The sequence below is a fragment of the Massilia aquatica genome (assembly GCF_011682045.1).
Taxonomy (GTDB): Bacteria; Pseudomonadota; Gammaproteobacteria; order Burkholderiales; family Burkholderiaceae_D; genus Telluria_A; species Telluria_A aquatica.
The window spans coordinates 629,339-653,052 of record NZ_VVIW01000001.1 but is presented as its reverse complement, the minus strand read 5'-3'; the positions used below and the strand labels follow the sequence as shown (position 1 = coordinate 653,052).

Here is a 23,714-nt window from a genome sequence, read left to right as displayed (position 1 = left end):
GCAAGCCACGCACGGACTCGCCTTGACAAGTATTCTACAACGCAACGTCGGCATTCACCGCCGGGGCCAGAGACAGCTAGCCGGGCACGGCGATCGCCTTACCGTCGAGGGTCTGGCCACCTGTTGCAACTGCGACAGGCGGGTGACGAATTGCTTGCCGCAGCGCGCCGACCGTTTCAGGATAGGCGCAGGCGTTCAGCATCCCCAAGAGGGTGAGGCGCAGGTGGCGCCTGGAGGTGCCCGGCTTGAGCAACACAAGCTCGGCCCGGCGCGCAGTGTCGAGGTCAGGCAGCGCGCCACAGAGCAACAGCACCGGCGGCAGGCTGGCGCCCCCCGCCAGCAGGGCCGGCACGCCGTCGACGGCACTGTCGGCCACGATCAGGCGAGGGGCGCACGCGGCCAGCAAGCCCCCGGCGGCGGCGGCGTTGGCCGCGACCGCGACGCGATGGACGGGCGCGAGCAGCGCCGCCAGCAGCGCAGCGATCTCTTCATCAGGATCGATCAGCAGCACCCACGGCGCGCCGATGCCGGTCACGCGCATCAGAACTGCTCCCAGTTTGCATCATCGGCGCGGCCATTGGCAACCCGCAGCGGCCGGGCGGGCGCCGCGCGGCGCACCGGATGCAGCGTGACCACCCTGGCGCTGCGTGCTGTCGCGCCATGCGACGCGCCAGGCGGCGCGCTATGCGACGCGCTATGCGACGCGCCAGGCGACGCGCTTTGCGACGCGCCGGGCCCGGGCGCGGCCGGGCCGGCCAGCTTGAACACGCCGACCAGGGTCGCCAGACCGGCCGACTGCTCCTGCAATGCTTCGGCGGCCGCTGCGGCTTCCTCGACCAGTGCCGCGTTTTGCTGGGTGACGGTGTCCATTTCGCCGATGGCCTGGTTGATCTGGTCGATGCCCGCTTCCTGTTCAGCGCTGGCGGCGCTGATTTCGCTCATGATGTCGGTCACGCGCTGCACGCTGGCGACGATCTCGGTCATGGTGTTGCCGGCCTCGCCCACCAGTTTGGCGCCGAAGTCGACCTTCTCGACCGAGTCGCCGATCAGCACCTTGATTTCCTTGGCGGCGGCGGCCGAACGCTGCGCCAGGTTGCGCACTTCGGAGGCGACCACGGCAAAGCCGCGCCCCTGCTCGCCGGCCCGTGCCGCTTCGACGGCGGCGTTCAGGGCCAGGATGTTGGTCTGGAACGCGATGCCGTCGATGACCGAGATGATGTCGACGATCTTGCGCGATGCGGCATTAATGTCCCGCATGGTGTCGACCACCTGGGCCACCACCGCGCCGCCCTTGTGCGCCACCGCCGAGGCCGACGCCGCCAGCACATTGGCCTGGCGCGCATTCTCGGCATTCTGGCGCGTGGTCGAGGTCATTTCTTCCATCGACGATGCGGTTTCTTCCAGCGAACTGGCTTGCTGCTCGGTGCGCGAAGACAGGTCCAGGTTGCCGCTGGCGATTTCGGCCGAGGCGGTGGCGATGCTGCCGGTGCCGCCGCGCACCTGGCCGACGATATTGGCCAGGTTGTCGTTCATGTCTTTCAGCGCCAGCATCAGGCGCCCCGTTTCGTCGCCCTCATGGCCGTCGATGGTGCTCGATAGGTCGCCCGCCGCCACCGTCTGCGCCACCCGCACGGCGGCATTGATCGGCACCGTGATGGAGCGCGTCACGCGCCACGCCAGCACGGCGCCGATGGCCAGCGCCAGCGCGCTCAGTCCCAGCATCAGGCTGCGCGCCCGCTCGTAACTGGCACCGGCCGCGGCGGCGGCGTCGGTCACCGTTTTTTGCTGCGCCTCGATCTGGGTAGCCAGCGCATCCTGCCAGTCCTGGGTCGCCGGCGCGGCGCGGGCGATCAGCAGCGTGGTCGCCTCGGCCTGCTTGTTCTCGCGCACCAGGGAAATGACCTGGTTGTTAAGCGGCCTGACCTTGGCCTGCAGTGCGGTCATGCTCGCCACGAACGCCTTGTCGGCGGCGCTGGTGGCGTTACCGGAAAAAGCATTCAGGGCGGCGTCGTAACGTTCGCGCGCCTTGGCGATCTTGACCGATTCGTGTTCCTTCGCCGCGTCGTCGTCCAGCAGGGCCATGGTGCGCGACACGCGGGCGACGATGTGGACCGACTCCGACATCCGGCGCAGCGACTCCATGCGCTGCATGTTGCCTTGCACGATGCCTTCCAGCCGCTCTTCCACCGTGCCGAGCGAGGTGATGCCGATCACGGCCAGCGCCAGCGTCATGGAGAGCAGGACCGCGAATCCGAAGCCGAGGCGGGTACCGATATTGTATTTTGCGTTTTTCATAATAAATCCTTGTGTAGGGTGAGGAAGACGCTGCTCAAGCGGCAATGGCGTCGCTCAGGTGCGGTGCGTCGGCCGCCATCAGGCGCTCGATGTCGATCAGGATCAGCATGCGCGCACCGATCACGCCCAGCCCGGCCACGTAGCCGCTGCCGAAGTCGGCGCCGATCGCCGGCGCGGCCTTGATCTGGGCCGGGTCGAGGGTGCTGACGTCGGATACGCTATCGACCACCAGCCCCATGACGCGCGCGCCGAGGTTGAGGATGATGACCACGGTGAACTGGTCGTAGCGCGGCAGCGCGTTGCCGAACTTGATGCGCAGGTCGACGATCGGCACGATGATCCCGCGCAAATTGATGACGCCCTTGATGTACATTGGCGCGGTGGCGATGCAGGTGACGGCGTCGTAGCCGCGCAATTCCTGCACCTTCTGGATATCGACGCCGTATTCTTCGGCGCCGAGCGTAAAGGCGAGATACTCGGACGCCGGGACGGCGCCGCTGCTGTTGGTGAAGCTGGACATGAGATCGCTTTCGTTCTGGTTACGCAAACCTTGCGTGAAAAAGAACCGGGCGTCGGGTGACAGGGAGGCGGAGAAATGGCGCGCTGGCACGATGGACGAACGGTCGTCGAACGGCGGAGCTGGGCCGGGGATGCTGCGTCGGCTGCCGGAAGGGACAGCCTGGAAAGGCGCCCGTTACCTTGCCCGCAACGGGGAGGGGTCGCGGGGAGATCAGCGCGGGCGCTGGCGTAACGGAGGGAACAGGAACAAGCTTAACCCCATTATTTCCACATGGCAATGTAATTTAAAAAAAATATACTGGCTGTCGCTTATTTGCGCTCGCGCCCGCCGATCAGGTTAAGGGTCTCGGTGGCCTGCAGGATCTCGACGGCGACATCGCCTAGTTTTCTCTGGTGCGAACGGGCGTGTTCGCGCAGCACCCGAAACGCGGTCTCGCGGTCGGTCTTGTTGCGCTCCATCAGGATGCCGACCGCCATGCCGACTTCCCTACCCTGCCCCAGCGCCTGCGTGAGCCGGCTTTCGCTGCCGCGCAGCAGGCGCAATTCGTCGGCCCGCGCCAGGCCCGCCTGCACGCTGGGCACGATGCGGGTGATATCGATCGGCTTGACCAGATAGCCGACGGCGCCGCCGTCGATGGCCGCGCGCACGGTGGCCTGGTCATCCTCGGCCGACAGGAACATGACCGCGATGGCGCTGTCGGCCTGCAGGCGCTGCGCCAGTTCCAGGCCGGACATGCCGGGCATGGACACGTCCAGCAGCGCCAGGTCGGGCGTGAGCGCGCCGTTGGCCAGCAGTTCGAGCGCCATGGCGCCGCTGGTGGCGACCCGCACCTCGTAGCCGCCCAGGGTCAGCACGCGGTTGAGCATGCCGAGAGTGAGGACGTCGTCGTCCACCAGCAGCAGGGAGCGCCTGGCGGCGCCGGGGGCCGCTGGCGTCATGACAGGCTCTCGCGTTCGATTTTAAGGAGGACCTCGGCGATGCGCTGCGCCGAGTACGGTTTGACGACGAAGCCGGCGGCGCCGCCACGGATCGCCGCCATCACGTTCTCGACCGCGCTGTGGGCGCTGACGATGATGCAGGCGCAACCCGGGCGCAGCTGGCGAGCCAGCGCCAGCACCTCAAGGCCGGTAAAGCCGGGCATGTCGATATCGAGGAAGGCCAGGCCGAGCGCGGCGCTGCCGGTGCGGATCAGCTCGACCGCCTGCTGGCCGTCGGCGGCGTAGACGAAATCGCGGTAGCCATGGTCCTTGAGCACCATCGCCAGCAAGCTGCGCATGGTGCCGTCATCGTCGGCGATCATCACCGTCAGCGCTTCTTTATTCATTCATCGTCTCCTTGTGAGGCGGCCGGCACCAGCAGGCGCCGTACTTCATCGAGCTGCTGCAATTGTGCCAGCAAGCGGGCCGCGCAGGCAGCGTCGCCAGCGCGCACTGCACCTTCGAGCGCGCCGGCCAGGCCGGTCACGCGCGGGTAGCCGAAACTGCCGGCGCTGCCCTTGAGCATATGCGCCAGCGCCGCGGCCTGGTCCGCATCGCCGGCGGCCAGGTGCACACCGATGCACTCCAGGCGCGCCGGCAGGCCGGCTTCGAAATGGACCCGGATCTCGTCGAAGGCGGCCTGCTGGGCCGCCGATATGGCCGGCGGCGGCGCCGGCGCGGCCGGCAGCAACTGGCCCAGCAGCAGGCCGAGCGCCGTGAAATCGATGGGCTTGCCCACGCAATGCGAGCAGCCCGCCGCCAGGTAGCGCGCCACGTCTTCGGTCATGATATTGGCGGTCAGCGCCACCACCGGCAGGCGGACGCCGGCCGCGCGCAGCAGTTCGGTGGCCGCCACCCCGTCCATGAGCGGCATCTGGATATCCATCAGGATCAGGTCGAAGTTGCCGGCCAGGGCCATCTCGACCGCGCGCGCACCGTTCTCGGCCATCTCGCAGTGGACGCCCAGGCGGGTCAGGTAGGCGCCGATCAGGGCGCGATTGTCCGGGCCATCCTCGGCCAGCAGCACGCGCCCGCACAAGGCCGGCTGCACCGCGCCGGCCAGCGTGGACGGGGCCGCCGGCGCGGCCCGCTCCAGCCAGGGCGCGCCGGCCTGCACGCAGGCCAGGATGCCGACCTCGAAGGCGGAGCCCTGGCCCGGCGCGCTCGCGACCTCGACCGCGCCGCCCATGCGGGTGGCCAGCTGCTTGACCAGATACAAGCCAAGCCCGGTGCCGCCATATTTGCGCGCGGTGTCGAGGCCGGCTTGCTGGAAGGGCGCGAACAAGGCCGCGCACTGCTCGGGCGACATGCCGATGCCGCTATCGAGCACCTTGCACACCAGCCGCGCCTGGGCCTGCTCGTAGTACAAGTGCAGCTCCACGCCGCCCAGTTCGGTGAACTTGATGGCATTGCTGCACAGATTGAACAGGATCTGCTTCCAGCGCGTCGGGTCGCCCACCACCTGGGCCGGAAACGGATAGCGCACCCGCACACTGAAGCCGATGCCTTTGCTGTGCGCCTGGGCGCCCATCATGGAGTCGAGCTCGGCCACGACATGGACCGGCGAAAACGCCACCTGCTCCAGCCCCAGCCGGCCGGCTTCGATCTTGGCGATATCGAGGATATCGTTGATCAAGGTCAGCAAATGCTGGCCGTTGCGCAGGATCACCTGGCCGGCTGCGCCGCGCACCGCGGGCTCGTCCGCCGTGCCGAGCAGCTCGGCAAAGCCGATGATCGAGGTCAAGGGGGTGCGCACTTCGTGGCTCATCATGGCCAGGAAGTCGGACTTGGCGCGGTTGGCGGCATCGGCCTTGTCCATCAGAAGGCGGGTCAGCGCCAGGTCGCGTTCGCGCCGCTGCAGCAGGCGCAGCAGCACCATGGAGACGCCCACCACCGCCAGGCTGCCGAGCGAGGCCAGCAGGATGCGGATGGTATTGAACTCGCGCCAGCGCGCCAGCATCAGCGTTTCGGTGATGGTGACATTGACGATCAGCGGATAATTATCCACCAGGCGCGGCGCGCCGAGACGGGTGACGGCCTGTTTGTCTTGCGAAAAACGTGGCGCCGAGGTCAGGACCACATCGGCGCTCTGGTGCATTCGCTCGATCACATGGTAGGTCGAGCCGCTCAGGTTGAGCTGGCCCATCAGTGCATCGACATGGGGCCAGCGCGCCAGCAGGGTAAAGTCGCGCCGGTACAGCGAGATGCTGGCGCCCTCGCCGAGCGTGATGCGCTTGTAGAAGTCGCTGAGCGAGGCGCACGAAAAGCCGACCAGCACGACGCCGAGCAATTCGCCCCTGGGGCCATCAAGGCGCCGGCTCAGGTAAAAAGTCCATTGGCCATTGCCCTTGTTGCGCACCGGCTTGCTGAAAAACACGCCCTGGCGCGGATTGCGCACATGCGCCTGGAAATAATCGCGGTCGGCCAGGTTGATGACGGGCGCGGGCCAGGAGCGGGTGAAATTGAGCACATCGCCATTGGCCGCGACGATGGTGACCACGTCGACCTGGGGCAGGCCGCGCGCCTTGTCGCGCATGCTCAGGAACACGGCCTGGCTGCCCATGTGCGCGCGCAGGCTGGCCTCGCTGTCGACCCCCGCGCTGTTGACCGACTCGGCCACGCTGTCGAGCACCAGCGAGGCCGAGGTCACCTGCTGGCCAATGTGTTCGGCCAGCACCAGCGACAGGTTGCTCAGTTGCTTGCGCCATTCGTTGACGGTCTGTTCGCGCGCTGTCCAGCCGGACGCGCCGAGCGAGCCAAGGATGGCGGCTACCAGAAAACCGCCAAACAGCAGAGCGATATGGATGGCACGGAGACGGTAGCGGGGACGCTCGCTGGTATGGGGGAGCATGAATACACCATAGCATCCGCGGACCCTGCGCGGCACATCCTGTTGCCGATAAGGTACAGTTCGCTATTGCTGGCCGAACAAGGCCTCGATGGTACGCCACTCGTGCGGCTCGACCGGCATGACCGACAGGCGGCTGCCCTTGGCCAGCAGGCGCATCCCGGCCAGGGCGGGAATGGTGCGCAACTGTTTCAGGCTCAGCAGCGCAGTCTTGCGCACGGCGCGCACATCCACGCTGATCCAGCGCGGCTGTTCCTGCGTGGCCTTCGGATCGACATAGTGGCTGGCCGGATCGAACTGGCTGGCGTCCGGATAGGCGCCGCTGCATATTTCGACGATGCCGGCGATGCCCGGCTCGGCGCAGCTGGAATGATAAAACAGGGCCAGGTCGCCGGGCCGCATGCCGTCGCGCATGAAATTACGCGCCTGGTAATTGCGCACCCCGAACCAGGCCACCGTTTGTTGCGGCGCGGCCAGCACATCGTCGATACTTACTTCGTCCGGTTCGGACTTCATCAGCCAATAGGCCATGGTAGTTGCTCCATGCGCCGCTCCGCTGCAAAGCGCGCGCCCATAAAAAAACGGTTGCGCACCGAATGCTTGCAACCGCTTTGTGAAATCAGAGCCCCGCATGTGCCGTCTTTACCGGCATCCTGAACCTCATGGTTCAAGGCGGTCGCAGTTAGTTCAATTTCGGGTTCGTCGAACGAGCGACGCTCACTCCCATCAAACAAAATTCCGCAACCTGTGCACATAAATGGTTCAAGGAATATATGGCAATCGCGAACACCGCAGGGTGAGACGGAGTTTACTCCTATGTGGCGTCATGTCAAACGAAATTAAAGTCAGAACAGATTTTCTTGCGGCGTTAAGGCGTTGTCCAGCACCGTGTGCATCTCGCCGAGTTTCTGCTTGACTTCCAACATCGTCATTTCGGCCAGCGGTCCTTGCGGGGTTTTCACCGACAGGAATTCGGCCGCCATATTGAGCGCGGCCATGACGGCGATCCGGTCATTTCCCTTGACCTTGCCCGAATCGCGCAAATGGCACATTTTGCCGTCGAGATAACTGACGGCTTCCTGCAAGGTGCGTTCTTCGCCTTCCTTGCAGACCAGGCGATAGGAACTGCCCATGATCGTCACGTTGAGCTGGATCATTGCGCCTCCTCGGTCTGCGCGGCCGGCACGCTGGCCACCGTGACGCCGTTCGGATCGGGCATCTGGGCCAGCAAGCCTTCGACGCGGCGCTGCACTTCATTCAGGCGCACCATGCAGGCCTCCTTTTCGGCGAACAGCTGCGCATTCGACTGGCGCACCTGTGCATTCCATTGCCGCAACTGAGTATTCTCGGCGCGCAGTGAGAGGGTCAACTCGGCAAGCCGGTCGATTTTTTCGGATAGTTCGATGAATTCAGAAATCATCCCGTAACTATAGGGGTGCGGACGAAAGTCCGTCAACCGAATCAGCAACAGGGGTGGACGATTGATGTAAGGGGATGTAAGAAGCCGGCGCTCGCGCCAGCGCACAGGCGGCGCGCGGCGCCCTTGAGATGGCGCCAATATCAGCCCCTCCGGCACGCCCGCAGTTTGCGCCAGATCAAGCCCATCTGTTAAATAGTCAACAGGACGCCTTGAAAAACACCTTGACCGTCCCTATAATTAGCACTCGTTAGTAGAGAGTGCTAACAACTCTTTCTAGTCTCCGCGGCAACACCGCGAGACATGTTGAAACACCGGGAACGCCCTTGGCGGTCCTGACCAATAGCTACTAAACCACTGAATATTAAGGAGTTTTGCATGAACCTTCGCCCATTGCACGATCGCGTCATCGTCAAGCGTCTCGACCAGGAAACCAAAACCGCATCCGGCCTCATCATTCCTGACGCAGCTGCTGAAAAACCGGATCAAGGCGAAATCTTGGCTGTCGGCAACGGCAAAGTCCAGGATGACGGCAAAGTACGCGCGCTGGAAGTCAAGGTCGGCGACCGCGTCCTGTTCGGCAAATACTCCGGCCAGACCGTCAAGGTCGACGGCGACGAGCTGCTGGTCATGCGCGAAGAAGACATCATGGCTGTCCTGGTCAAGTAATTGCCCAGGTAGTCCGCGCACGACTTTTCATCAAGAATTCCACGCGATAGACATCTACGCACAACGGAGAAAACAACATGGCAGCTAAAGAAGTAGTATTCGGCGACGCAGCGCGCGCCAAAATGGTTGAAGGCGTCAATATCCTCGCCAACGCAGTCAAAGTCACCCTGGGCCCGAAAGGCCGCAACGTGGTGCTCGAGCGCTCGTTCGGCGCGCCGACCGTCACCAAGGACGGTGTGTCGGTTGCTAAGGAAATCGAACTCAAAGACAAGCTCATGAACATGGGCGCGCAAATGGTCAAGGAAGTTGCTTCCCGCACCAGCGACAACGCCGGCGACGGCACCACCACCGCGACCGTGCTGGCACAAGCCATCGTGCGCGAAGGCATGAAGTTCGTTGCCGCCGGCATGAACCCAATGGATCTCAAGCGCGGCATCGACAAGGCAGTTGCTGCCACCGTCGAAGAGCTGGCCAAGATCGCCAAGCCATGCACCACCACCAAAGAAATCGCCCAGGTTGGCGCGATCTCGGCCAACTCCGACTACTCGATTGGCGAGCGTATCGCTGAAGCGATGGAAAAAGTCGGCAAAGAAGGCGTGATCACCGTGGAAGACGGCAAATCGCTGAACGACGAACTCGACATCGTCGAAGGCATGCAGTTCGACCGCGGCTACCTGTCGCCGTACTTCATCAACAACCCGGACAAGCAAGTTGCCATCCAGGACAGCCCGTTCGTCCTGCTGTGCGACAAGAAGATCTCGAACATCCGCGATCTGCTGCCGATCCTGGAACAAGTCGCCAAAGCCGGCCGTCCACTGCTGATCATCGCAGAAGACATCGAAGGCGAAGCACTGGCCACCCTGGTTGTGAACAACATCCGCGGCATCCTGAAAACCTGCGCAGTCAAAGCGCCAGGCTTCGGCGACCGCCGCAAAGCCATGCTGGAAGACATCGCTGTCCTGACCGGCGGCCAGGTCATTGCTGAAGAAGTCGGCCTGACCCTGGAAAAAGTCACCCTGGCAGAACTCGGCCAGGCCAAGCGCGTTGAAGTGGGCAAGGAAAACACCATCATCATCGACGGTGCCGGCCAGGCGGAAGCGATCGAAGCGCGCGTCAAGCAAGTGCGCGTGCAGATCGAAGAAGCGACTTCCGACTACGACCGTGAAAAACTGCAAGAGCGCGTTGCCAAACTGGCAGGCGGCGTTGCAGTGATCAAGGTTGGCGCAGCCACCGAAGTCGAAATGAAAGAAAAGAAAGCCCGCGTTGAAGATGCACTGCACGCAACCCGCGCTGCCGTGGAAGAAGGCATTGTTCCTGGCGGCGGCGTCGCCCTGCTGCGCGCACGTGCCAACATCACGGTCAAAGGCGACAATCCTGACCAGGACGCCGGCATCAAGATCGTCCTGCGCGCCATGGAAGAGCCACTGCGCATGATCGTTCAAAACGCTGGCGAAGAATCGTCGGTGGTTGTTGCAGCAGTCTTGGCCGGCACCGGCAACTACGGCTACAACGCAGCGAACGGCACCTACGGCGACATGGTCGAAATGGGTGTTCTGGATCCAGCAAAAGTCACCCGTTCGGCACTGCAAAACGCAGCCTCGATCGCTGGCCTGATGCTGACCACCGACGCCATGGTCTGCGAACTGGCTGAAGACAAGCCAGCTGGCGGCATGGGCGGCATGGGTGGCATGGGCGGCATGGGCGGTATGGACGGCATGATGTAATTGCTGCGCCGCCATGCGCCGGAAGCGGCTTCGCTTCCGGCGTCACGCGACACCTGAAAAGCCTGCAAGGTTTGCGCCTTGCGGGCTTTTTTACGTCCGGCGCCGGCGCTTACGGTTGCGCTTCGTCCGGGGCGTTTTTTGGCGCCACCAGCTGGACCTCGACCCGGTTATTGCGGGCGCGCCCTTCGCGGGAGTCGTTATCGGCCACCGGCATACGCTTGGCCTTGCCTTCGGTATAGATGCGGATGCGCTCGACGCCCTTGTTGGCCAGGTAGCGTTTGACGGCCTCGGCGCGCTGCACCGACAGCGTCTGGGCGCGGGCGTCGCTGGGCAGCGCATCGGTGTGGCCGATGGCCATGATCAGTTCGGGACCAAGCTCGCGGCTCTTGCCTGCGACCTGGTCCAGGATCGACAGCGCGTCAAGCGACAGGCGCGCGCTGCCGCTGTCGAAAAACACCTCGGTCGCGAACACGATCCTGGCCGGGTCGGCACGGACCACGCCCGGCAGCGCGCACGCCAGGCAAACCGAGAGCGCGGTGAGAATGTGTCGCATGGCGGAACCTTCCGATGTAAGCTGGTAGGGCAACTTTATCCCAATATTGCATAATGACCAAGCAGGCCGTGCGAGGCAAGGAGACTCCATGACGAGCAATGATCCGCAACTCGAATTCTGGTTCGATTTCGGCAGTAATTACAGTTACCTCGCCACCATGCGCATCGAGGCGCTGGCCGCCGCCCACGGCGTGCGCGTACTGTGGAAGCCGTTTTTGCTGGGACCGGTCTTCAAGGCCTTCGGCTGGAACTCGTCACCCTTCGTGCTGCAAAAGGAAAAAGGCGCCTACGTGTGGCGCGACATGCAGCGCCAGTGCGATAAATACGGCTTGCCATGGACCCAGCCGAGCGCCTTTCCCCGGCGCGCGCTGCTGCCCTTGCGCGTGGCCCTGCTGGGCGCCGCCGAACCGTGGATCGGCGCCTTCTGCCAGCGCATCATGCAAGCGAACTTTGTGGACGACCGCGAGATCGACGACCCGCAGCTGGTCGGCGACGTGCTCGCCGCGCTCGGCCTCGATGCCAGCGCCCTGCTGGCCGCCGCCAACACCGAACAGCACAAACTGGCCATGCGCGCCCAGGGCGAGCAAGCCGTGCAACGCGGCATGTTCGGCGCGCCGATGTTCTTCGCCGGCGACGACATGTTCTGGGGAAATGACCGGCTGGAGGATGCCGTGGCGTGGGCCGCTGGCCATGTTGCCGCACGTATAGATTTGGCGTAGTATGGCCGCATCATCCACCTGCTCTGCCGCCTATAAACATGACCGGATCGTCGAAAAAACTCGTGCTGTTGCTTGCCATGGTCGCCTTTGTCTCCGCCGGGGCCGCGCTGTACCACAACCATCACGAAGAGAACCTGGCGCCGGCTGCGCCAAAGGCCACGGCCGCGCCCAAGGCGGCCCAGGCGGCGCGCACCAAAGCGCAGGCGATCGACGCCCTGATGGCGCTGCCGGAGCTCAAGGCCTGGTCGGCGCACATCGACAAGTCCTCGGGCGGCAAGGCGCGCGGCGCGGTGCTCGACGATGAGCAGGAAGGCACCAAGCTGATCGGCGGCAAACACTACTGGAGCCTGTCTTTCGTCGAAAACAGCGACGAGGCGGCGCACCGCTGGGAAACCTTCCTGGTCGCCACCAGCGGCGACGAGATCCTGGTCGACGACACCAACGACGACCGCCAGCTAAGCCTGGCCCAATGGCGCGCCGAAAAACGCCCGCTCGAACGCATCGCCAAAGCAGCCGGCAGCGCCCCGGCCGCAGCCGCCCCGCCGCCACAGTAAGCACCCGCCTTACGCGGGCGACTACCCGCCCAGGTGCGAAATCTGCGTGTGCGCGCTGGCCGCATCGCCCTGGCCATCGGCGCCCAGCGAAATCCCGACCGACAGAATATCGATCAGCAGCAGCTGCATGATGCGCGAGATCATCGACAGGAAGCTGGTGCTGTCCTCGGCATGATCGACCGCCAGGCACACCGTGGCCTTCTTGGCCAGCGGCGTGCCGCTGCCGGTCATCGCAATCACGTCGGCGCCGGCCGCGCGCGCCGCGTCCACCGCCGCCAACAACTCGGGCAAGCGCCCCGAGTTCGAAATCGCAATGACCACGTCGCCCGGCTTGAGCAATTCGGCCGCCAGGGTAAACAGGTGCGAGTCGCCATACGACGCGGTCGGAATCCGGAAGCGGAAAAACTTGTGCTGGCCATCGAGCGCCACCACGCGCGAATTGCCCATCGCGTAAAACTCGACCCGGTGCGCGCGGGTCAGCAGCAAGGTGGCGCGGTCGAGCGCGCGCACGTCGAGCTGGTCGCGAAATTTGAGAATGGCCGAGACGGTATTGTCGATCACCTTGGCCGAGACATCGTGCGTACTGTCGCCGCCGCGCACCTGGCTGTGGCGCACGGGAATAGCGCCGGTCAGGCTGCTGGCAAAGCGCAGCTTGAAGTCGGCCAGGCCCAGGAAGCCGAGCGAGCGGCAGAAGCGGATCACGGTCGGCTGGCTGACTTCGGCCAGGCGCGCGATGTCGGCAATCGGCTCGCCCAGCACCAGGCGCGGCTGCTCCAGCACCAGGCTGGCCACGCGCTGCTCGGCGGGGGTGAGTTCATGCTGCAAATGCTGGACCCGCTCCATCAGGGTATTGGCGCCGCTGCGTCCGCGCAGGTGCTCCGACAGGATCGTCGCCACGCCGTGGAAGGCCGGATTGGGCGTGCTGATGACGTAGGTGGGAATGTCGGCCAGGTAGGTCGAGAAGCGCCCCTTGGCTTCGAAGCGGCTGCGAAAGGGCGACGCGGCAAACAGCGCGCCGATGCGCGGCACGATGCCCCCGCCAATGAAGATGCCGCCGAACGCGCCCAGGGTCACCGCCAGGTTGGCCGCGGCCCCGCCCAGCATGCCGCAGAAGCACTCGATCACTTCCAGGCACAGCGCGTCCTGGTCGTCGAGCGCGGCGGCGATGATCTCGGGCGAGCTGCGTGGCGCGCCGGCCACGCCGTTGCGCTGCGCCAGCGCGCGGTAGATGATTTCCATGCCGGGGCCGGAGATCAGGCGTTCATTCGAGACGTGCGGCCACTCCTTCCAGGCGAACTGCAGGATCGCAAATTCGCGCTCGTCGGCCGGTGCGAAATTGACGTGCCCTCCTTCGCTGCCGAGCGTGACAAAACCATCGAGCGTGGGAATCACGCCCGACACCCCCAGGCCGGTGCCCGGACCGAGCACGCCGATCACCGCGTTGGCGGCGGCCTTGCCGGGGCCGACCTGCATCAGGTCATCGGGCTTAAGGCCCGGCAGCGCCATCGCCAGCGCGGTGAAGTCGTTGACGATGAGGAGCGTGTGCAGCCCCAGTTCGCGCCGCACCGCATCGGTGGAAAACCCCCAGTCGCGGTTGGTCATGCGCACCTGGTCGCCGTTGACCGGATTGGCCAGCGCCAGCGCGGCGTGGTTGAGGGTCATGCCGGCATGGTCGGCCAGGTAGAAACGCAGCAGCGCAACGATGCCTTCGAAGTCGTCGCACTTGAGCACCCGCACCGAGCGGAACACGCCCGGCGCGGTCTGCAGCGCGAAGCGCGCATGCGTGGCGCCGATGTCGGCCAGCAGGCGCGGGCCGTCGGCAAAGGCCGTGCGGCCGGATTTTTCGCTGTCGCGCAGTTCGCTCATCCGTTCTTGGTACCGAACCAGGCGCCGTAGGCCGGCAGGGTCACGACGCCTTCTTCCATGCTGCCATGCAGGCCGTGGCCGATCATCGGCACCGCATCCTCCGCTTCGCCGAGCGCATAGGCGACCGGCTCGGGGCCGAGGTTGAACACCGCCAGCACGCTCGGGTGGCCCGCCAGATCGCGCCGCAGCGCCAGCACCGGTTCGGGCGCATCGAAGAAGACGATGTCGCCGCGCGTGAGCTGCGGCTGCTGGCGGCGCCAGGCGACGATGCGGCGCGCAAAATTGAGCGGGGAATCGGTGTCGGTTTCCTGCGCGCTGGCGGCCGAGGCGATGTGCTCTTCGGCCACCGGCAGCCATGGGGTACCGGTGCTAAAACCGGCATTGGGCAGTTCGGCGGTCCAGGGAATCGGCGTGCGGCAGCCGTCGCGGCCCTTGAACTCGGGCCAGAAGGTGATGCCGTACGGGTCCTGCAGCAGTTCGAACGGCACATCCGCTTCGGTCAGCGCCAGTTCGTCGCCCTGGTACAGGCACGGCGTGCCCTTGAGCGAGAGCTGCATCGCCAGCACCAGCTTGGCCAGCGCGTGGGTCGGCGCGGCGCCGCCCCAGCGCGTCATGACGCGGATGCTGTCGTGGTTCCCGACCGACCAGGAAGCCCAGCCGCCCTTGACGCGCGCTTCGAATTCTTCCACCTGGCGGCGCACATGGGCGGCCGAAAATTCGGGCGTGAGCAGGTTGAAGCTGTACGCCATGTGCAGCTTGTCGCCGTCGGCGGTGTAGTCGGCCATGACGCCGAGCGCATCGTCCGCGCCCACCTCGCCGATGGCGACCGCGCCGAATTCGTCGAGCAGCACGCGGATCTTCTGCAGGAAGGCGATGTTCTCGGGACGGGTCTTGTCGTACACGTGCGCCTGCATGCCGTACGGGTTGACATCGGTGACGGTGGAGGTGTCGCGGCTGGTGGCGGCCGGATTGCTGCGCAGTTCAGGGTCGTGGAAGTGGAAATTGCAGGCGTCCATGCGCACGCCGTCGACGCCGCGCGCCAGCCAGAAACGCAGGTTGTCCAGGTGCGCCTGCTGCACCTCCGGATGGTGGAAGTTCATGTCCGGCTGGCTGACCAGGAAGTTATGCAGGTAGTACTGCTTGCGCCGGCTGTCCCACTGCCACGACGAGCCACCGAATACCGACAGCCAGTTATTCGGCGGATTGCCGTCCGCCAGCGGATCGGCCCACACGTACCAGTCGGCCTTGGGATTGTCGCGGCTCTGGCGGCTCTCGATAAACCACGGGTGGATGTCGGCCGTGTGCGAGAGCACCTGGTCGATCATGATCTTCAATCCCAGGCCGTGGGCCTTGGCGACCAGCGCGTCGAAGTCGGCGAGCGTGCCGAACATGGGATCGACGTCGCAGTAATCGGCCACGTCGTAGCCGAAGTCCTTCATCGGCGAGGTGAAGAACGGCGAGATCCAGACGATGTCGGCGCCGAGCTGCGCGATGTAGTCGAGTTTTTCGGTGATGCCCGGCAGGTCGCCGATTCCGTCGCCGTTCGTATCACGGAAACTGCGTGGATAAACCTGATAAATGATGGCCTCGCGCCACCATGGCGTATTTTGTTCGGAGTGCAGCGAAATATCGTTGTTCATGATGGGCGCCCAGGTTAGATTTTGTACATAATATACATCAATTTAATCCATTTTACAATTTGCCTGCGGATGTTCGAAATAGCCGAAAACCACCTATTTTTCAACCACTTAGCTACCCATTACGGATATTTCTCCCATTGTCATGGTAGTTAAACTACACCGACAATCGCCGGCGTCCCAGCCTGCCCGCACCCCGGCGCCGGCGGCCGCCGTGGCGATGCGGCTTGCCGCGCCCATCCTGAATATACCTATTGCCAGCCCCGGGCCTTGGGCTTAGCATCCCATCTGTTTAAATAGCAGGAGTACCCATGTCGCAGTTGGATAAAGAAAGCGGAAACGGGCCGATGCCCCGGCAGATTCCGTACATCGTGGGCACCGAAGGATGCGAGCGATTCAGTTTTTACGGGATGCGCAACATCCTCACCCCGTTTTTGATCAGCACCCTGCTGCTGTTCATGCCGGTCGCCGACCGCGCCGGCGAAGCCAAGCACATATTCCACACCTTCGTCATCGGCGTCTACTTTTTCCCGCTGCTGGGCGGCTGGCTGGCCGACCGCTTCTTCGGTAAATACGACACCATCTTCTGGCTCAGTCTTGTGTACTGCGCGGGCCACGCCTGCCTGGCCATCTTCGAAGACAGCCTCAAGGGCTTTTACTTCGGCCTGTTTTTGATCGCGCTCGGTTCGGGCGGCATCAAGCCCCTGATCTCCTCGTTCGTGGGCGACCAGTTCGACCAGACCAACAAGAACAAGGCCAAAGTCGTGTACGACGTGTTCTACTGGATGATCAACTTCGGCTCCTTCTTCGCCTCGCTGCTGATGCCTTACTTCCTGGCCAAACACGGACCGGCGATCGCCTTCGGTATTCCGGGCATCCTGATGTTCGTGGCGACCATCGTGTTCTGGCTCGGGCGCAAAAAGTACATCCACGTACCGCCCGCCCCGCCGGACCCGGACTCGTTTACCCGCGTGGCGCGCAGCGCCCTGCTGGCGCACAAACCGGGCCAGGCCCGCACCGGCCTGGCGGTCGCCCTGTTCGGCGTGGCCGGCGCGGTCGCCTCGCTGGCCATGTCGCTGCAATGGGGCTTCGTGATCGCCGCCTGCACCGCGCTGGTCCTGCTGCTCGCTTTTGGGGGCATCGGCACCTCGATGCAGCTCGAACGCGCGCGCGGCCTGCATCCGGATGTGGCGGTCGACGGCGTGCGCGCCGTGCTGCGCATCCTGATCGTGTTCGCGCTGGTGACGCCGTTCCACTCGCTGTTCGACCAGAAGGCGTCGACCTGGATCGTGCAGGCCAATTCGATGGTCGCGCCGACCCTCACTATCTTCGGCAGCGAATTCTCCTTCGTGGCGGCGCAGATGCAGGCCTTGAATCCGCTGCTGGTGATGATCCTGATCCCGTTCAACAACCTGGTGCTGTACCCGGCCCTGCGCAAAATGGGCGTGGAGCCGACGCCGCTGCGCCGCATGACGACCGGGATCGTGTTCTCGGCGCTGTCGTGGATCGTGATCGGCACGTTGCAGGTGCAGATGGATGGCGGCACCCCGACCTCGATGTTGTGGCAGGTCCTGCCGTACGCGCTGCTGACCTTCGGCGAAGTGCTGGTCGCGGCCACCGGGCTCGAATTTGCCTATAGCCAGTCGCCGCCGTCGATGAAGGGCGTGCTCATGGCCTTCTGGTTCCTGTCGATTACCGTGGGCAGCCTGTGGGTCCTGATCGTCAACGCCAGCATCAAGAACGATGCCGTGATCTCGCATATCGCCACCAGCGGCTTTAGCGTGATCGCCTTCCAGATGTACTTCTTCGCCGGCTTTGCGTTCGCTGCCGCCGCCGTCTTCGGCTGGTATGCGACGCGCTACAAGATGATGGATAACTACCGCGTCGACGCCGCACCGGCCAAGGCGTAAATACCTTCCGTACCGGGACGGGGAAGCTGCCGGCTTCTCCGCCCCACCTTCACTGCGCGCGCGGATTTCCGCACGCCGCCAGGTCCCCGATTCCGGTTTTCCGCCAGTTTTCATCCTTCTTTCAGCTCCCGTGCCCCTGCGCGCGGCGCCAGCGGCGCTGGCACGAAAGATGCAATGAGCATGGTGTAGTTAAACCATAACGGAGACCCTCGCATGAAAACCATCCACCACCTCGTCCTGGCGGCTGCCGCCCTGTCCGCGTCCGCCCAGGCGGCCGACAATGTCGTCAGGCTCGGCAACCTCAAATTCGCCCACTACGGCGCCGTCTCGTACATCAAGGAGATCGCGCCCAAGTGCGGCATCAAGGTCGAAGAAAACATGTTCGCCAAAGGCCCGGACGTGATGCAGGCGATCCTGTCGGGCGACCTCGATGTGGGCGCCACCGCATCGGAAGCGGCCATCTCGGGCCGCGCCAACGGTGCGCCGATCTACATCGTGGCCGGTTTCGCCAAGGGTGGCGCGCGTCTGGTCGCGCGCCCCGACGGCGGCATCAAGTCGGTCAAGGACCTCAAGGGCAAGAAGGTCGGCGTGACGCGCGGCGGCATCCATGAAGTGCTGCTGTACGCGCAGCTAGCCAAGCATGGCCTGTCCTGGTCCGATTCGGCCGGCAAGGACGTGCATGTCATCTACCTCGCCTTTGCGGACCTGAACCAGGCGCTGCTCGGCAAGAACCTGGACGCTATCATGCAAAGCGAGCCGCAATCGTCGCAGGCGATCAACAAGGGCTTCGGCATGGAAGTGATGAAGCCCTACGACACGCCGATCGGCGAGCCGGTACGCACCCTGGTCATGAGCGAAAAATTCTACAAGGAGAACCGCGCCACCGCCGCCAAGTTCATGAACTGCTTCGTCCAGGCCACCAAGCTGTTCATCGATAACAAGGCCGCCGGCGAAAAATACGTGCGCGAGTCGATGTTCAAGAACCAGATCACCAAGGACGATTTCGAGGACGCGATCGCCAATTCGCCCTACACCTACGACATCAGCATCGAGCATATTCAGACCACCACCGACGTGATGGCGAAAACCGGCACCGGCAAGATGCGTGTGCCGCCGGTGGCCAAGGACTGGGTCAAGACCGACCTGCTGGAGCAGGCCAAGAAGTCCCTGTCGATTCAATAAGCGGGGGCCTCATGACTCAAGCTAAGTGGCGCGACAGCGCCGTTGGATTCGTCGCGCCGGTCGTCATCATCGCCCTGTGGCAGGCCGGCGCCATGCTCGGATTGATCAATCCGCAGGTACTGCCCTCGCCTTGGGCGGTACTGAAGAAGTGGATCGAATACGCCCTGCCGCTCACCGCTTTTGATGCGGCCGCCGGTTCGCGCCTGGCGTGGATGTTTTCCGGCGAACTGCTGATCGACACCGCCGGCAGCATGTACCGCGTGGTGGTCGGTTTCGTCATCGGCGCCGGCCTGGCCCTGCCGCTTGGCCTTGCCATGGGGTCGAGCCGCACCATGTACAACTGGCTCAATCCCCTGATGCAGGTGCTGCGCCCGATTCCGCCGATCGCCTACATTCCGCTGGCGATCCTGTGGTTCGGCCTTGGCAATGCGCCGGCCGTGTTCCTGATCGCCATCGGCGCGTTCTTCCCGGTGCTGATGAATACCATCGCCGGCGTGCGCCAGGTCGACAGCATCTACATCCGCGCAGCGCGCAACCTCGGCGCCAGCCAGAGCACCATGTTCCTGCGCGTGATGCTGCCGGCCGCCGTGCCGTACATCCTCTCCGGCGTGCGCATCGGGATCGGTACCGCCTTCATTGTCGTCATCGTCTCCGAGATGATCGCGGTGAACAACGGGCTGGGTTTTCGCATCCTGGAAGCGCGCGAATACTTCTGGTCCGACAAAATCGTCGCCGGCATGATCAGCATTGGCCTCCTGGGCCTGGCGATTGACATCGGCATGAATAAACTGAACAACCATTTGCTGCGCTGGCACCGCGGCCTGGAGACCTGAGATGACTTCTTCCCACATCGACGTTGCGAACGTCAGCAAAATCTTCAACGCGGGCGAGCGCGAAGTGACCGCCCTGCGCGACATCAACCTGCATATCCCGGACGGCCAGTTCGTCTGCCTGCTGGGGCCTTCGGGCTGCGGCAAGTCGACCCTGCTCAATGCGATTGCCGGCTTCTCGCTGCCGTCCACCGGCACCATCGAAGCCAATGGCAAGCTGGTGACCGGCCCCGGACCGGACCGCGGCATGGTGTTCCAGGAATACGCGCTGTTCCCCTGGATGACGGTCGAGAAAAACATCGGGTTCGGCCTCGGCATCAAGGGCATGCAAGTGGCGGAGATCGACAAGCGCGTCGGCGCCCTGCTCGAGATGCTCTCGCTGTCGGACTTCCGCCACCGTTTTCCGAAGGATCTGTCGGGCGGCATGCGCCAGCGCGTGGCGATCGCGCGCGTGCTGGCGCTCGACTCGCCCATCATGCTCATGGACGAACCGTTCGGCGCGCTCGACGCGCTCACCCGGCGCAACCTGCAGGACGAACTGCTGCGCATCTGGGCCGAGCTGAAAAAAACCATCGTGTTCGTCACCCACAGCATCGAAGAGGCGATCTACCTGGCCGACCGCATCATCGTCATGACCTACCGGCCCGGCACCGTCAAGCGCGACATCATCGTCGACCTGCCGCGCATGCGCGATCCGTCGTCGGCCGTCTTCAATGAACTCAAGCGCGAGCTGGGGATGCTGGTGATGGAAGAGCAGCAGCGCCACCACAACGACGAAATCCGGATGGCCGCTGTCGATTAAGGGCATACGTGCAGTAGAATCGACGCCACTTCACCGTGGATTGCGCATGCACGTAAAACGACAACTCGCCTGGCTCCTCGCGCTGCTCGCCAGCGCGGGGCTGATTGCGGCCGCCTATCAGGTGGCGTCGCGCCAGGGCGGGGCCGACGAACTCGAACGCGGCGCGCGCCAGTTGCAGCTGATGGCGCCCGAACTGGAGTCGGCGCTCGACAAGTTCGAAACCCTGCCCTACGTCGTCGGGCTGCAGGAGAATGTGGCCGCGCTCCTGGCGCAACCCGGCGAGCGCGCGCGCATCGACCAGGTCAACCGCAGCTTGCAGGCGATTGCGCGCCAGTCGCGGGTCGGCGCGATCTACCTGATGGACCGCGACGGCAACACGCTCGCCGCCAGCAACTGGGACCTGCCGCTTACCTTCGTGGGCCGCAACTTCGGCTACCGTCCGTATTTTCGCGAAGCGCTGGCCGGGCGCGCCGGCCGCTTCTACGGCATCGGCAGCACCACCAGCGAGCCAGGTTACTTCATCGCCCAGCCGGTGATGCGGGGCGCGCGCGTGCTGGGCGTGGTCGCGGTCAAGATCAGCCTCGACGAATTCGCCCGCAACTGGGCCGGTGCCGAAGACACGATCGTGCTGGCCGACCGCGCCGACGTGGTGTTCCTGTCCAACCGGCCGCAATGGAAGTACCGCAGCCTGCGCGCGCTCTCCGCCACCACCCAGCGCGAGCTGGCCAGCACCGATCAATACGCGCGCCGTCCAATCGCGCCCATCGACGGGCAGCTGCCGCCGCACGCGGCGCGCCAGAGCGGCCCCCTTGGCTGGAAGCTGATGCTGTTCCCGGCGCCGGAGCGGGTGCGGCGCACGGCCGCCTTGTGGGCGCTGGCCGCCGCGCTGGTGGCGGCCAGCGCCATCGTCGCCGCCTGGGCCTTGTACCAGCGCCATCGGCGGCTGGAAGAGCGCCAGGCAGCCAGCGCCGCCTCGCAGCGCGCCGCCGGCGAACTCGATCTGCGGCTGGCCGAGCGCACCGCGCTGCTGCGCCAGGCCAACGACGACCTGGAAGCGCGCTACGCCACGCTCAAGGAAACCGAGCAGGTATTGCGTTCGACCCAGGACCAGCTGGTCCAGGCGGGCAAGCTGGCGATGCTGGGCCAGATGGCGGCGGGCGTCACGCATGAACTGAACCAGCCGCTGGCCGCGATCCGCGCGTTCGCCGACAACGCCCGTACCTTTCTCGAACGCGGCCAGCAGGCGCAGGCCAGTGCAAACCTGACCCACATCAGCGACGCCAGCGCGCGCATGGGCGCCATCATCGGCCAGTTGAAAGGTTTTGCGCGGCGCAGCGACGCCGTGGCGACGGTCGACATCGCCCAGTCGCTGGCCGCGTCGGCGTTTTTGCTGCAGGGCGAATTCAAGCGCCTCGGCGTCGCGCTGGCGCTGCCGCCGCCGGTTCCACTGCTCATCACCGGCGACGCCGTGCGCATCGAACAGGTCATCATCAACCTGCTGCGCAATGCGCTCGACGCGGTCGATGCGGTCGAAAATGCCCAGGTGCGCGAAGTGTCGGTCACGCTTGCGCAAATTGACGGTTACGCCGTGGTGCGCATTACCGACAGTGGCGCAGGCTTGTCCGACAGCGTGGCCGCGCACCTGTTCGAACCGTTCTTTACCACCAAACCATCGGGCAAGGGCCTCGGGCTCGGGCTCGCGATATCATCGTCGATCGTGCAAGCGATGAACGGCCAGCTCGAAGGCAGCAACCGCCCCGACGGCGGCGCCCGGTTCGACGTGCGCCTGCCGCTGCCGGGCCGGGAAAACAAGGAGGGAAACGAATGAAGACCATGCAAGCCATCCTGGTGGAAGACGAAGCGCCGCTGCGCCTGGCCACGACCCAGACGCTGGAACTGGGCGGTTTTTCCGTGAACGCCTACGCCAGCGCCGAAGAAGCGCAAGGCGCGCTCGATGCCGCGTTCGATGGCGTGATCGTCAGCGACGTGCGCCTGCCCGGGCGCTCGGGCCTGGACCTGCTGGCGCAAGTGGTGGCGCTGGACGCGGAACTGCCCATGATCATGGTGACCGGCCATGGCGACGTGGCGATGGCGGTCGGCGCCATGCGCGCCGGCGCCTACGACTTCATCGAAAAACCGTTCGGCGCCGAACGCCTGCTCGATGCGGTGCGGCGCGCCCAGGAGCGGCGTTCGCTGGTGCTGGAAAACCGGCGCCTGAAAACCGCGTGGGCGCTGCATCCCGACACGCCGCAACTGGTGGGGCGGTCCGACGCCATCGAACGGCTCAAGGTATTGGTGCGCAATATCGCGCCGGCCGGCGTCGACATTTTGATCCACGGCCAGACCGGGACCGGCAAGGAAGTCGTGGCGCGCCTGATCCACGCGGCCAGCGCGCGCAAGGGCAATTTTGTCGCGATCAATTGCGGCGCCCTTCCCGAGTCGGTGTTCGAAAGCGAGATGTTCGGGCACGAGGCGGGCGCGTTTACTGGCGCGCACAAACGCCGCATCGGCAAGCTAGAATACGCCAACGGCGGCACCCTGTTCCTCGACGAGATCGAAAGCATGCCAATGGCGCTGCAGGTCAAGCTGCTGCGCGTGCTGCAAGAGCGCCAGCTTGAGCGCCTGGGCGGGAACGAGGCGATCGCCGTGAACTTTCGCATCATCGCGGCGAGCAAGGCCGACCTGCTGGAACTCAGTAGCGAGGGGCGCTTTCGCGAAGACCTGTACTACCGGATCGGGGTGGCCACCATCGATTTGCCGCGCCTGAACGAACGGCGCGACGACATTGCGCTGCTGATGGCGCATTTTACGCAGGATGCGGCGCAGCGCTACGGGCGCGCGGCGCCGCAGTGGAGCAGCGAGCAAATGCGTCAGTGGCAGGCGGCCGAGTGGCCGGGCAATGTGCGCGAACTGCGCAACTTCGCCGAACGGCTGGTGCTCGGCATCGTCGCTACGCCGGCACCGGCGCCGCTCGTCGATCCTCCTGGCGAGAACGCCTTGAGCCTGCCGCAGCAGCTCGACGCGTATGAGCGTGAACTGATCTCACGAAAGCTCGACGCGGTCGATGGCAACGTCTCCACCGCCGCCGACCAACTCGGGATACCGCGTAAAACCCTGTACGACAAACTGAAAAAATATCAGCTCGCCCCCGGAAAGAAAATGTAATTTCACTACAACGTCGCCGATAATATGCAAAAATCGGGGGCTTGGGC

At 64.7% G+C, this 23,714-nt stretch carries 22 protein-coding genes and 1 other RNA gene; 10 read left to right on the top strand and 13 right to left on the bottom strand.

Features of this window, described 5'->3' with window-relative positions:
• Positions 1–76: 76 nt before the first annotated feature.
• The 10 genes from F1609_RS02900 to F1609_RS02855 form a co-directional block, all read right to left on the bottom strand.
• The gene (locus tag F1609_RS02900; RefSeq protein WP_167074427.1) at positions 77–541 is read right to left on the bottom strand and encodes a hypothetical protein; all 465 of its coding nucleotides are present in this window, start codon (positions 539–541) and stop codon (positions 77–79) included.
• The gene (locus F1609_RS02895) at positions 541–2,295 is read right to left on the bottom strand and encodes a methyl-accepting chemotaxis protein (protein ID WP_167074425.1); all 1,755 of its coding nucleotides are present in this window, start codon (positions 2,293–2,295) and stop codon (positions 541–543) included. Before F1609_RS02895 ends, F1609_RS02900 begins: the two co-directional genes overlap by 1 nt.
• A gap of 34 nt (positions 2,296–2,329) precedes the next feature.
• Positions 2,330–2,815: a chemotaxis protein CheW gene (locus tag F1609_RS02890; RefSeq protein ID WP_167074423.1), complete on the bottom strand. Its 486-nt coding sequence runs from the start codon at positions 2,813–2,815 to the stop codon at positions 2,330–2,332.
• Positions 2,816–3,123: 308 nt separating this feature from the next.
• On the bottom strand, positions 3,124–3,753 hold the full coding sequence (locus F1609_RS02885; protein ID WP_167074422.1) for an ANTAR domain-containing response regulator: 630 nt from the start codon (positions 3,751–3,753) through the stop codon (positions 3,124–3,126).
• Complete coding sequence (locus F1609_RS02880) at positions 3,750–4,139, bottom strand: response regulator (protein ID WP_167074421.1); 390 nt, start codon at positions 4,137–4,139, stop codon at positions 3,750–3,752. The genes F1609_RS02885 and F1609_RS02880 overlap by 4 nt, the downstream gene beginning before the upstream one ends.
• A complete protein-coding gene (locus F1609_RS02875) occupies positions 4,136–6,643 on the bottom strand; it encodes an ATP-binding protein (protein WP_167074420.1) in 2,508 nt (835 codons plus the stop codon). The genes F1609_RS02880 and F1609_RS02875 overlap by 4 nt, the downstream gene beginning before the upstream one ends.
• A 63-nt stretch (positions 6,644–6,706) precedes the next feature.
• Positions 6,707–7,171: an EVE domain-containing protein gene (locus tag F1609_RS02870; RefSeq protein WP_167074419.1), complete on the bottom strand. Its 465-nt coding sequence runs from the start codon at positions 7,169–7,171 to the stop codon at positions 6,707–6,709.
• 89 nt (positions 7,172–7,260) lie between these two features.
• A non-coding RNA gene (gene ssrS, locus F1609_RS02865) (6S RNA) lies at positions 7,261–7,441 on the bottom strand.
• Positions 7,442–7,485: 44 nt separating this feature from the next.
• A complete protein-coding gene (locus F1609_RS02860; RefSeq protein WP_167074417.1) occupies positions 7,486–7,797 on the bottom strand; it encodes a cell division protein ZapA in 312 nt (103 codons plus the stop codon).
• The gene (locus tag F1609_RS02855; RefSeq protein WP_167074415.1) at positions 7,794–8,060 is read right to left on the bottom strand and encodes a cell division protein ZapB; all 267 of its coding nucleotides are present in this window, start codon (positions 8,058–8,060) and stop codon (positions 7,794–7,796) included. The genes F1609_RS02860 and F1609_RS02855 overlap by 4 nt, the downstream gene beginning before the upstream one ends.
• A 375-nt stretch (positions 8,061–8,435) precedes the next feature.
• Here F1609_RS02855 and groES point away from each other — a divergent pair, with 375 nt between their 5' ends.
• Positions 8,436–8,726, top strand: a complete 291-nt coding sequence (gene groES, locus F1609_RS02850) for a co-chaperone GroES (RefSeq protein WP_099916332.1) — start codon at positions 8,436–8,438, stop codon at positions 8,724–8,726.
• A gap of 77 nt (positions 8,727–8,803) precedes the next feature.
• The gene (groL, locus tag F1609_RS02845; protein ID WP_167074413.1) at positions 8,804–10,450 is read left to right on the top strand and encodes a chaperonin GroEL; all 1,647 of its coding nucleotides are present in this window, start codon (positions 8,804–8,806) and stop codon (positions 10,448–10,450) included.
• A gap of 109 nt (positions 10,451–10,559) precedes the next feature.
• Here groL and F1609_RS02840 read toward each other — a convergent pair whose 3' ends face one another.
• On the bottom strand, positions 10,560–11,003 hold the full coding sequence (locus F1609_RS02840; protein ID WP_229421583.1) for an OmpA family protein: 444 nt from the start codon (positions 11,001–11,003) through the stop codon (positions 10,560–10,562).
• An 88-nt stretch (positions 11,004–11,091) separates the two neighbouring features.
• Between F1609_RS02840 and F1609_RS02835 the strand changes: the two genes are divergently transcribed.
• Positions 11,092–11,721, top strand: coding sequence for a 2-hydroxychromene-2-carboxylate isomerase (locus F1609_RS02835; protein WP_167074409.1), 630 nt, complete (start codon positions 11,092–11,094; stop codon positions 11,719–11,721).
• 38 nt (positions 11,722–11,759) lie between these two features.
• On the top strand, positions 11,760–12,275 hold the full coding sequence (locus F1609_RS02830; RefSeq protein WP_229421582.1) for a hypothetical protein: 516 nt from the start codon (positions 11,760–11,762) through the stop codon (positions 12,273–12,275).
• A gap of 21 nt (positions 12,276–12,296) precedes the next feature.
• Here F1609_RS02830 and F1609_RS02825 read toward each other — a convergent pair whose 3' ends face one another.
• Together F1609_RS02825 and F1609_RS02820 are read right to left on the bottom strand one after the other, a co-directional pair.
• On the bottom strand, positions 12,297–14,141 hold the full coding sequence (locus tag F1609_RS02825) for a glucokinase (protein ID WP_167074407.1): 1,845 nt from the start codon (positions 14,139–14,141) through the stop codon (positions 12,297–12,299).
• On the bottom strand, positions 14,138–15,781 hold the full coding sequence (locus F1609_RS02820) for an alpha-amylase family glycosyl hydrolase (RefSeq protein WP_167074405.1): 1,644 nt from the start codon (positions 15,779–15,781) through the stop codon (positions 14,138–14,140). Before F1609_RS02820 ends, F1609_RS02825 begins: the two co-directional genes overlap by 4 nt.
• Before the next feature lie 344 nt (positions 15,782–16,125).
• Here F1609_RS02820 and F1609_RS02815 point away from each other — a divergent pair, with 344 nt between their 5' ends.
• From F1609_RS02815 to F1609_RS02790, 6 genes are all read left to right on the top strand, one after another.
• Complete coding sequence (locus F1609_RS02815) at positions 16,126–17,688, top strand: POT-type proton-dependent oligopeptide transporter (protein WP_167074403.1); 1,563 nt, start codon at positions 16,126–16,128, stop codon at positions 17,686–17,688.
• 213 nt (positions 17,689–17,901) lie between these two features.
• Complete coding sequence (locus tag F1609_RS02810; RefSeq protein WP_167074401.1) at positions 17,902–18,870, top strand: ABC transporter substrate-binding protein; 969 nt, start codon at positions 17,902–17,904, stop codon at positions 18,868–18,870.
• Between the two features lie 11 nt (positions 18,871–18,881).
• Positions 18,882–19,703, top strand: coding sequence for an ABC transporter permease (locus F1609_RS02805; protein WP_167074399.1), 822 nt, complete (start codon positions 18,882–18,884; stop codon positions 19,701–19,703).
• Position 19,704: 1 nt separating this feature from the next.
• Positions 19,705–20,502, top strand: a complete 798-nt coding sequence (locus F1609_RS02800; protein ID WP_167074397.1) for an ABC transporter ATP-binding protein — start codon at positions 19,705–19,707, stop codon at positions 20,500–20,502.
• Between the two features lie 46 nt (positions 20,503–20,548).
• Entirely contained in the window at positions 20,549–22,330 is a 1,782-nt protein-coding gene (locus F1609_RS02795; protein WP_167074395.1) for a sensor histidine kinase, read from the top strand.
• The gene (locus tag F1609_RS02790) at positions 22,327–23,667 is read left to right on the top strand and encodes a sigma-54-dependent transcriptional regulator (RefSeq protein WP_370661589.1); all 1,341 of its coding nucleotides are present in this window, start codon (positions 22,327–22,329) and stop codon (positions 23,665–23,667) included. Before F1609_RS02795 ends, F1609_RS02790 begins: the two co-directional genes overlap by 4 nt.
• The last annotated feature ends 47 nt before the right edge of the window (positions 23,668–23,714 follow it).

Coding starts and splice junctions, on each gene's coding strand:
- F1609_RS02900 (WP_167074427.1), bottom strand. CDS start 541: ATGCGCGTGACCGGCATCGGCGCGCCGTGGGTGCTGCTGATCGATCCT.
- F1609_RS02895 (WP_167074425.1), bottom strand. CDS start 2,295: ATGAAAAACGCAAAATACAATATCGGTACCCGCCTCGGCTTCGGATTC.
- F1609_RS02890 (WP_167074423.1), bottom strand. CDS start 2,815: ATGTCCAGCTTCACCAACAGCAGCGGCGCCGTCCCGGCGTCCGAGTAT.
- F1609_RS02885 (WP_167074422.1), bottom strand. CDS start 3,753: ATGACGCCAGCGGCCCCCGGCGCCGCCAGGCGCTCCCTGCTGCTGGTG.
- F1609_RS02880 (WP_167074421.1), bottom strand. CDS start 4,139: ATGAATAAAGAAGCGCTGACGGTGATGATCGCCGACGATGACGGCACC.
- F1609_RS02875 (WP_167074420.1), bottom strand. CDS start 6,643: ATGCTCCCCCATACCAGCGAGCGTCCCCGCTACCGTCTCCGTGCCATC.
- F1609_RS02870 (WP_167074419.1), bottom strand. CDS start 7,171: ATGGCCTATTGGCTGATGAAGTCCGAACCGGACGAAGTAAGTATCGAC.
- F1609_RS02860 (WP_167074417.1), bottom strand. CDS start 7,797: ATGATCCAGCTCAACGTGACGATCATGGGCAGTTCCTATCGCCTGGTC.
- F1609_RS02855 (WP_167074415.1), bottom strand. CDS start 8,060: ATGATTTCTGAATTCATCGAACTATCCGAAAAAATCGACCGGCTTGCC.
- groES (WP_099916332.1), top strand. CDS start 8,436: ATGAACCTTCGCCCATTGCACGATCGCGTCATCGTCAAGCGTCTCGAC.
- groL (WP_167074413.1), top strand. CDS start 8,804: ATGGCAGCTAAAGAAGTAGTATTCGGCGACGCAGCGCGCGCCAAAATG.
- F1609_RS02840 (WP_229421583.1), bottom strand. CDS start 11,003: ATGCGACACATTCTCACCGCGCTCTCGGTTTGCCTGGCGTGCGCGCTG.
- F1609_RS02835 (WP_167074409.1), top strand. CDS start 11,092: ATGACGAGCAATGATCCGCAACTCGAATTCTGGTTCGATTTCGGCAGT.
- F1609_RS02830 (WP_229421582.1), top strand. CDS start 11,760: ATGACCGGATCGTCGAAAAAACTCGTGCTGTTGCTTGCCATGGTCGCC.
- F1609_RS02825 (WP_167074407.1), bottom strand. CDS start 14,141: ATGAGCGAACTGCGCGACAGCGAAAAATCCGGCCGCACGGCCTTTGCC.
- F1609_RS02820 (WP_167074405.1), bottom strand. CDS start 15,781: ATGAACAACGATATTTCGCTGCACTCCGAACAAAATACGCCATGGTGG.
- F1609_RS02815 (WP_167074403.1), top strand. CDS start 16,126: ATGCCCCGGCAGATTCCGTACATCGTGGGCACCGAAGGATGCGAGCGA.
- F1609_RS02810 (WP_167074401.1), top strand. CDS start 17,902: ATGAAAACCATCCACCACCTCGTCCTGGCGGCTGCCGCCCTGTCCGCG.
- F1609_RS02805 (WP_167074399.1), top strand. CDS start 18,882: ATGACTCAAGCTAAGTGGCGCGACAGCGCCGTTGGATTCGTCGCGCCG.
- F1609_RS02800 (WP_167074397.1), top strand. CDS start 19,705: ATGACTTCTTCCCACATCGACGTTGCGAACGTCAGCAAAATCTTCAAC.
- F1609_RS02795 (WP_167074395.1), top strand. CDS start 20,549: ATGCACGTAAAACGACAACTCGCCTGGCTCCTCGCGCTGCTCGCCAGC.
- F1609_RS02790 (WP_370661589.1), top strand. CDS start 22,327: ATGAAGACCATGCAAGCCATCCTGGTGGAAGACGAAGCGCCGCTGCGC.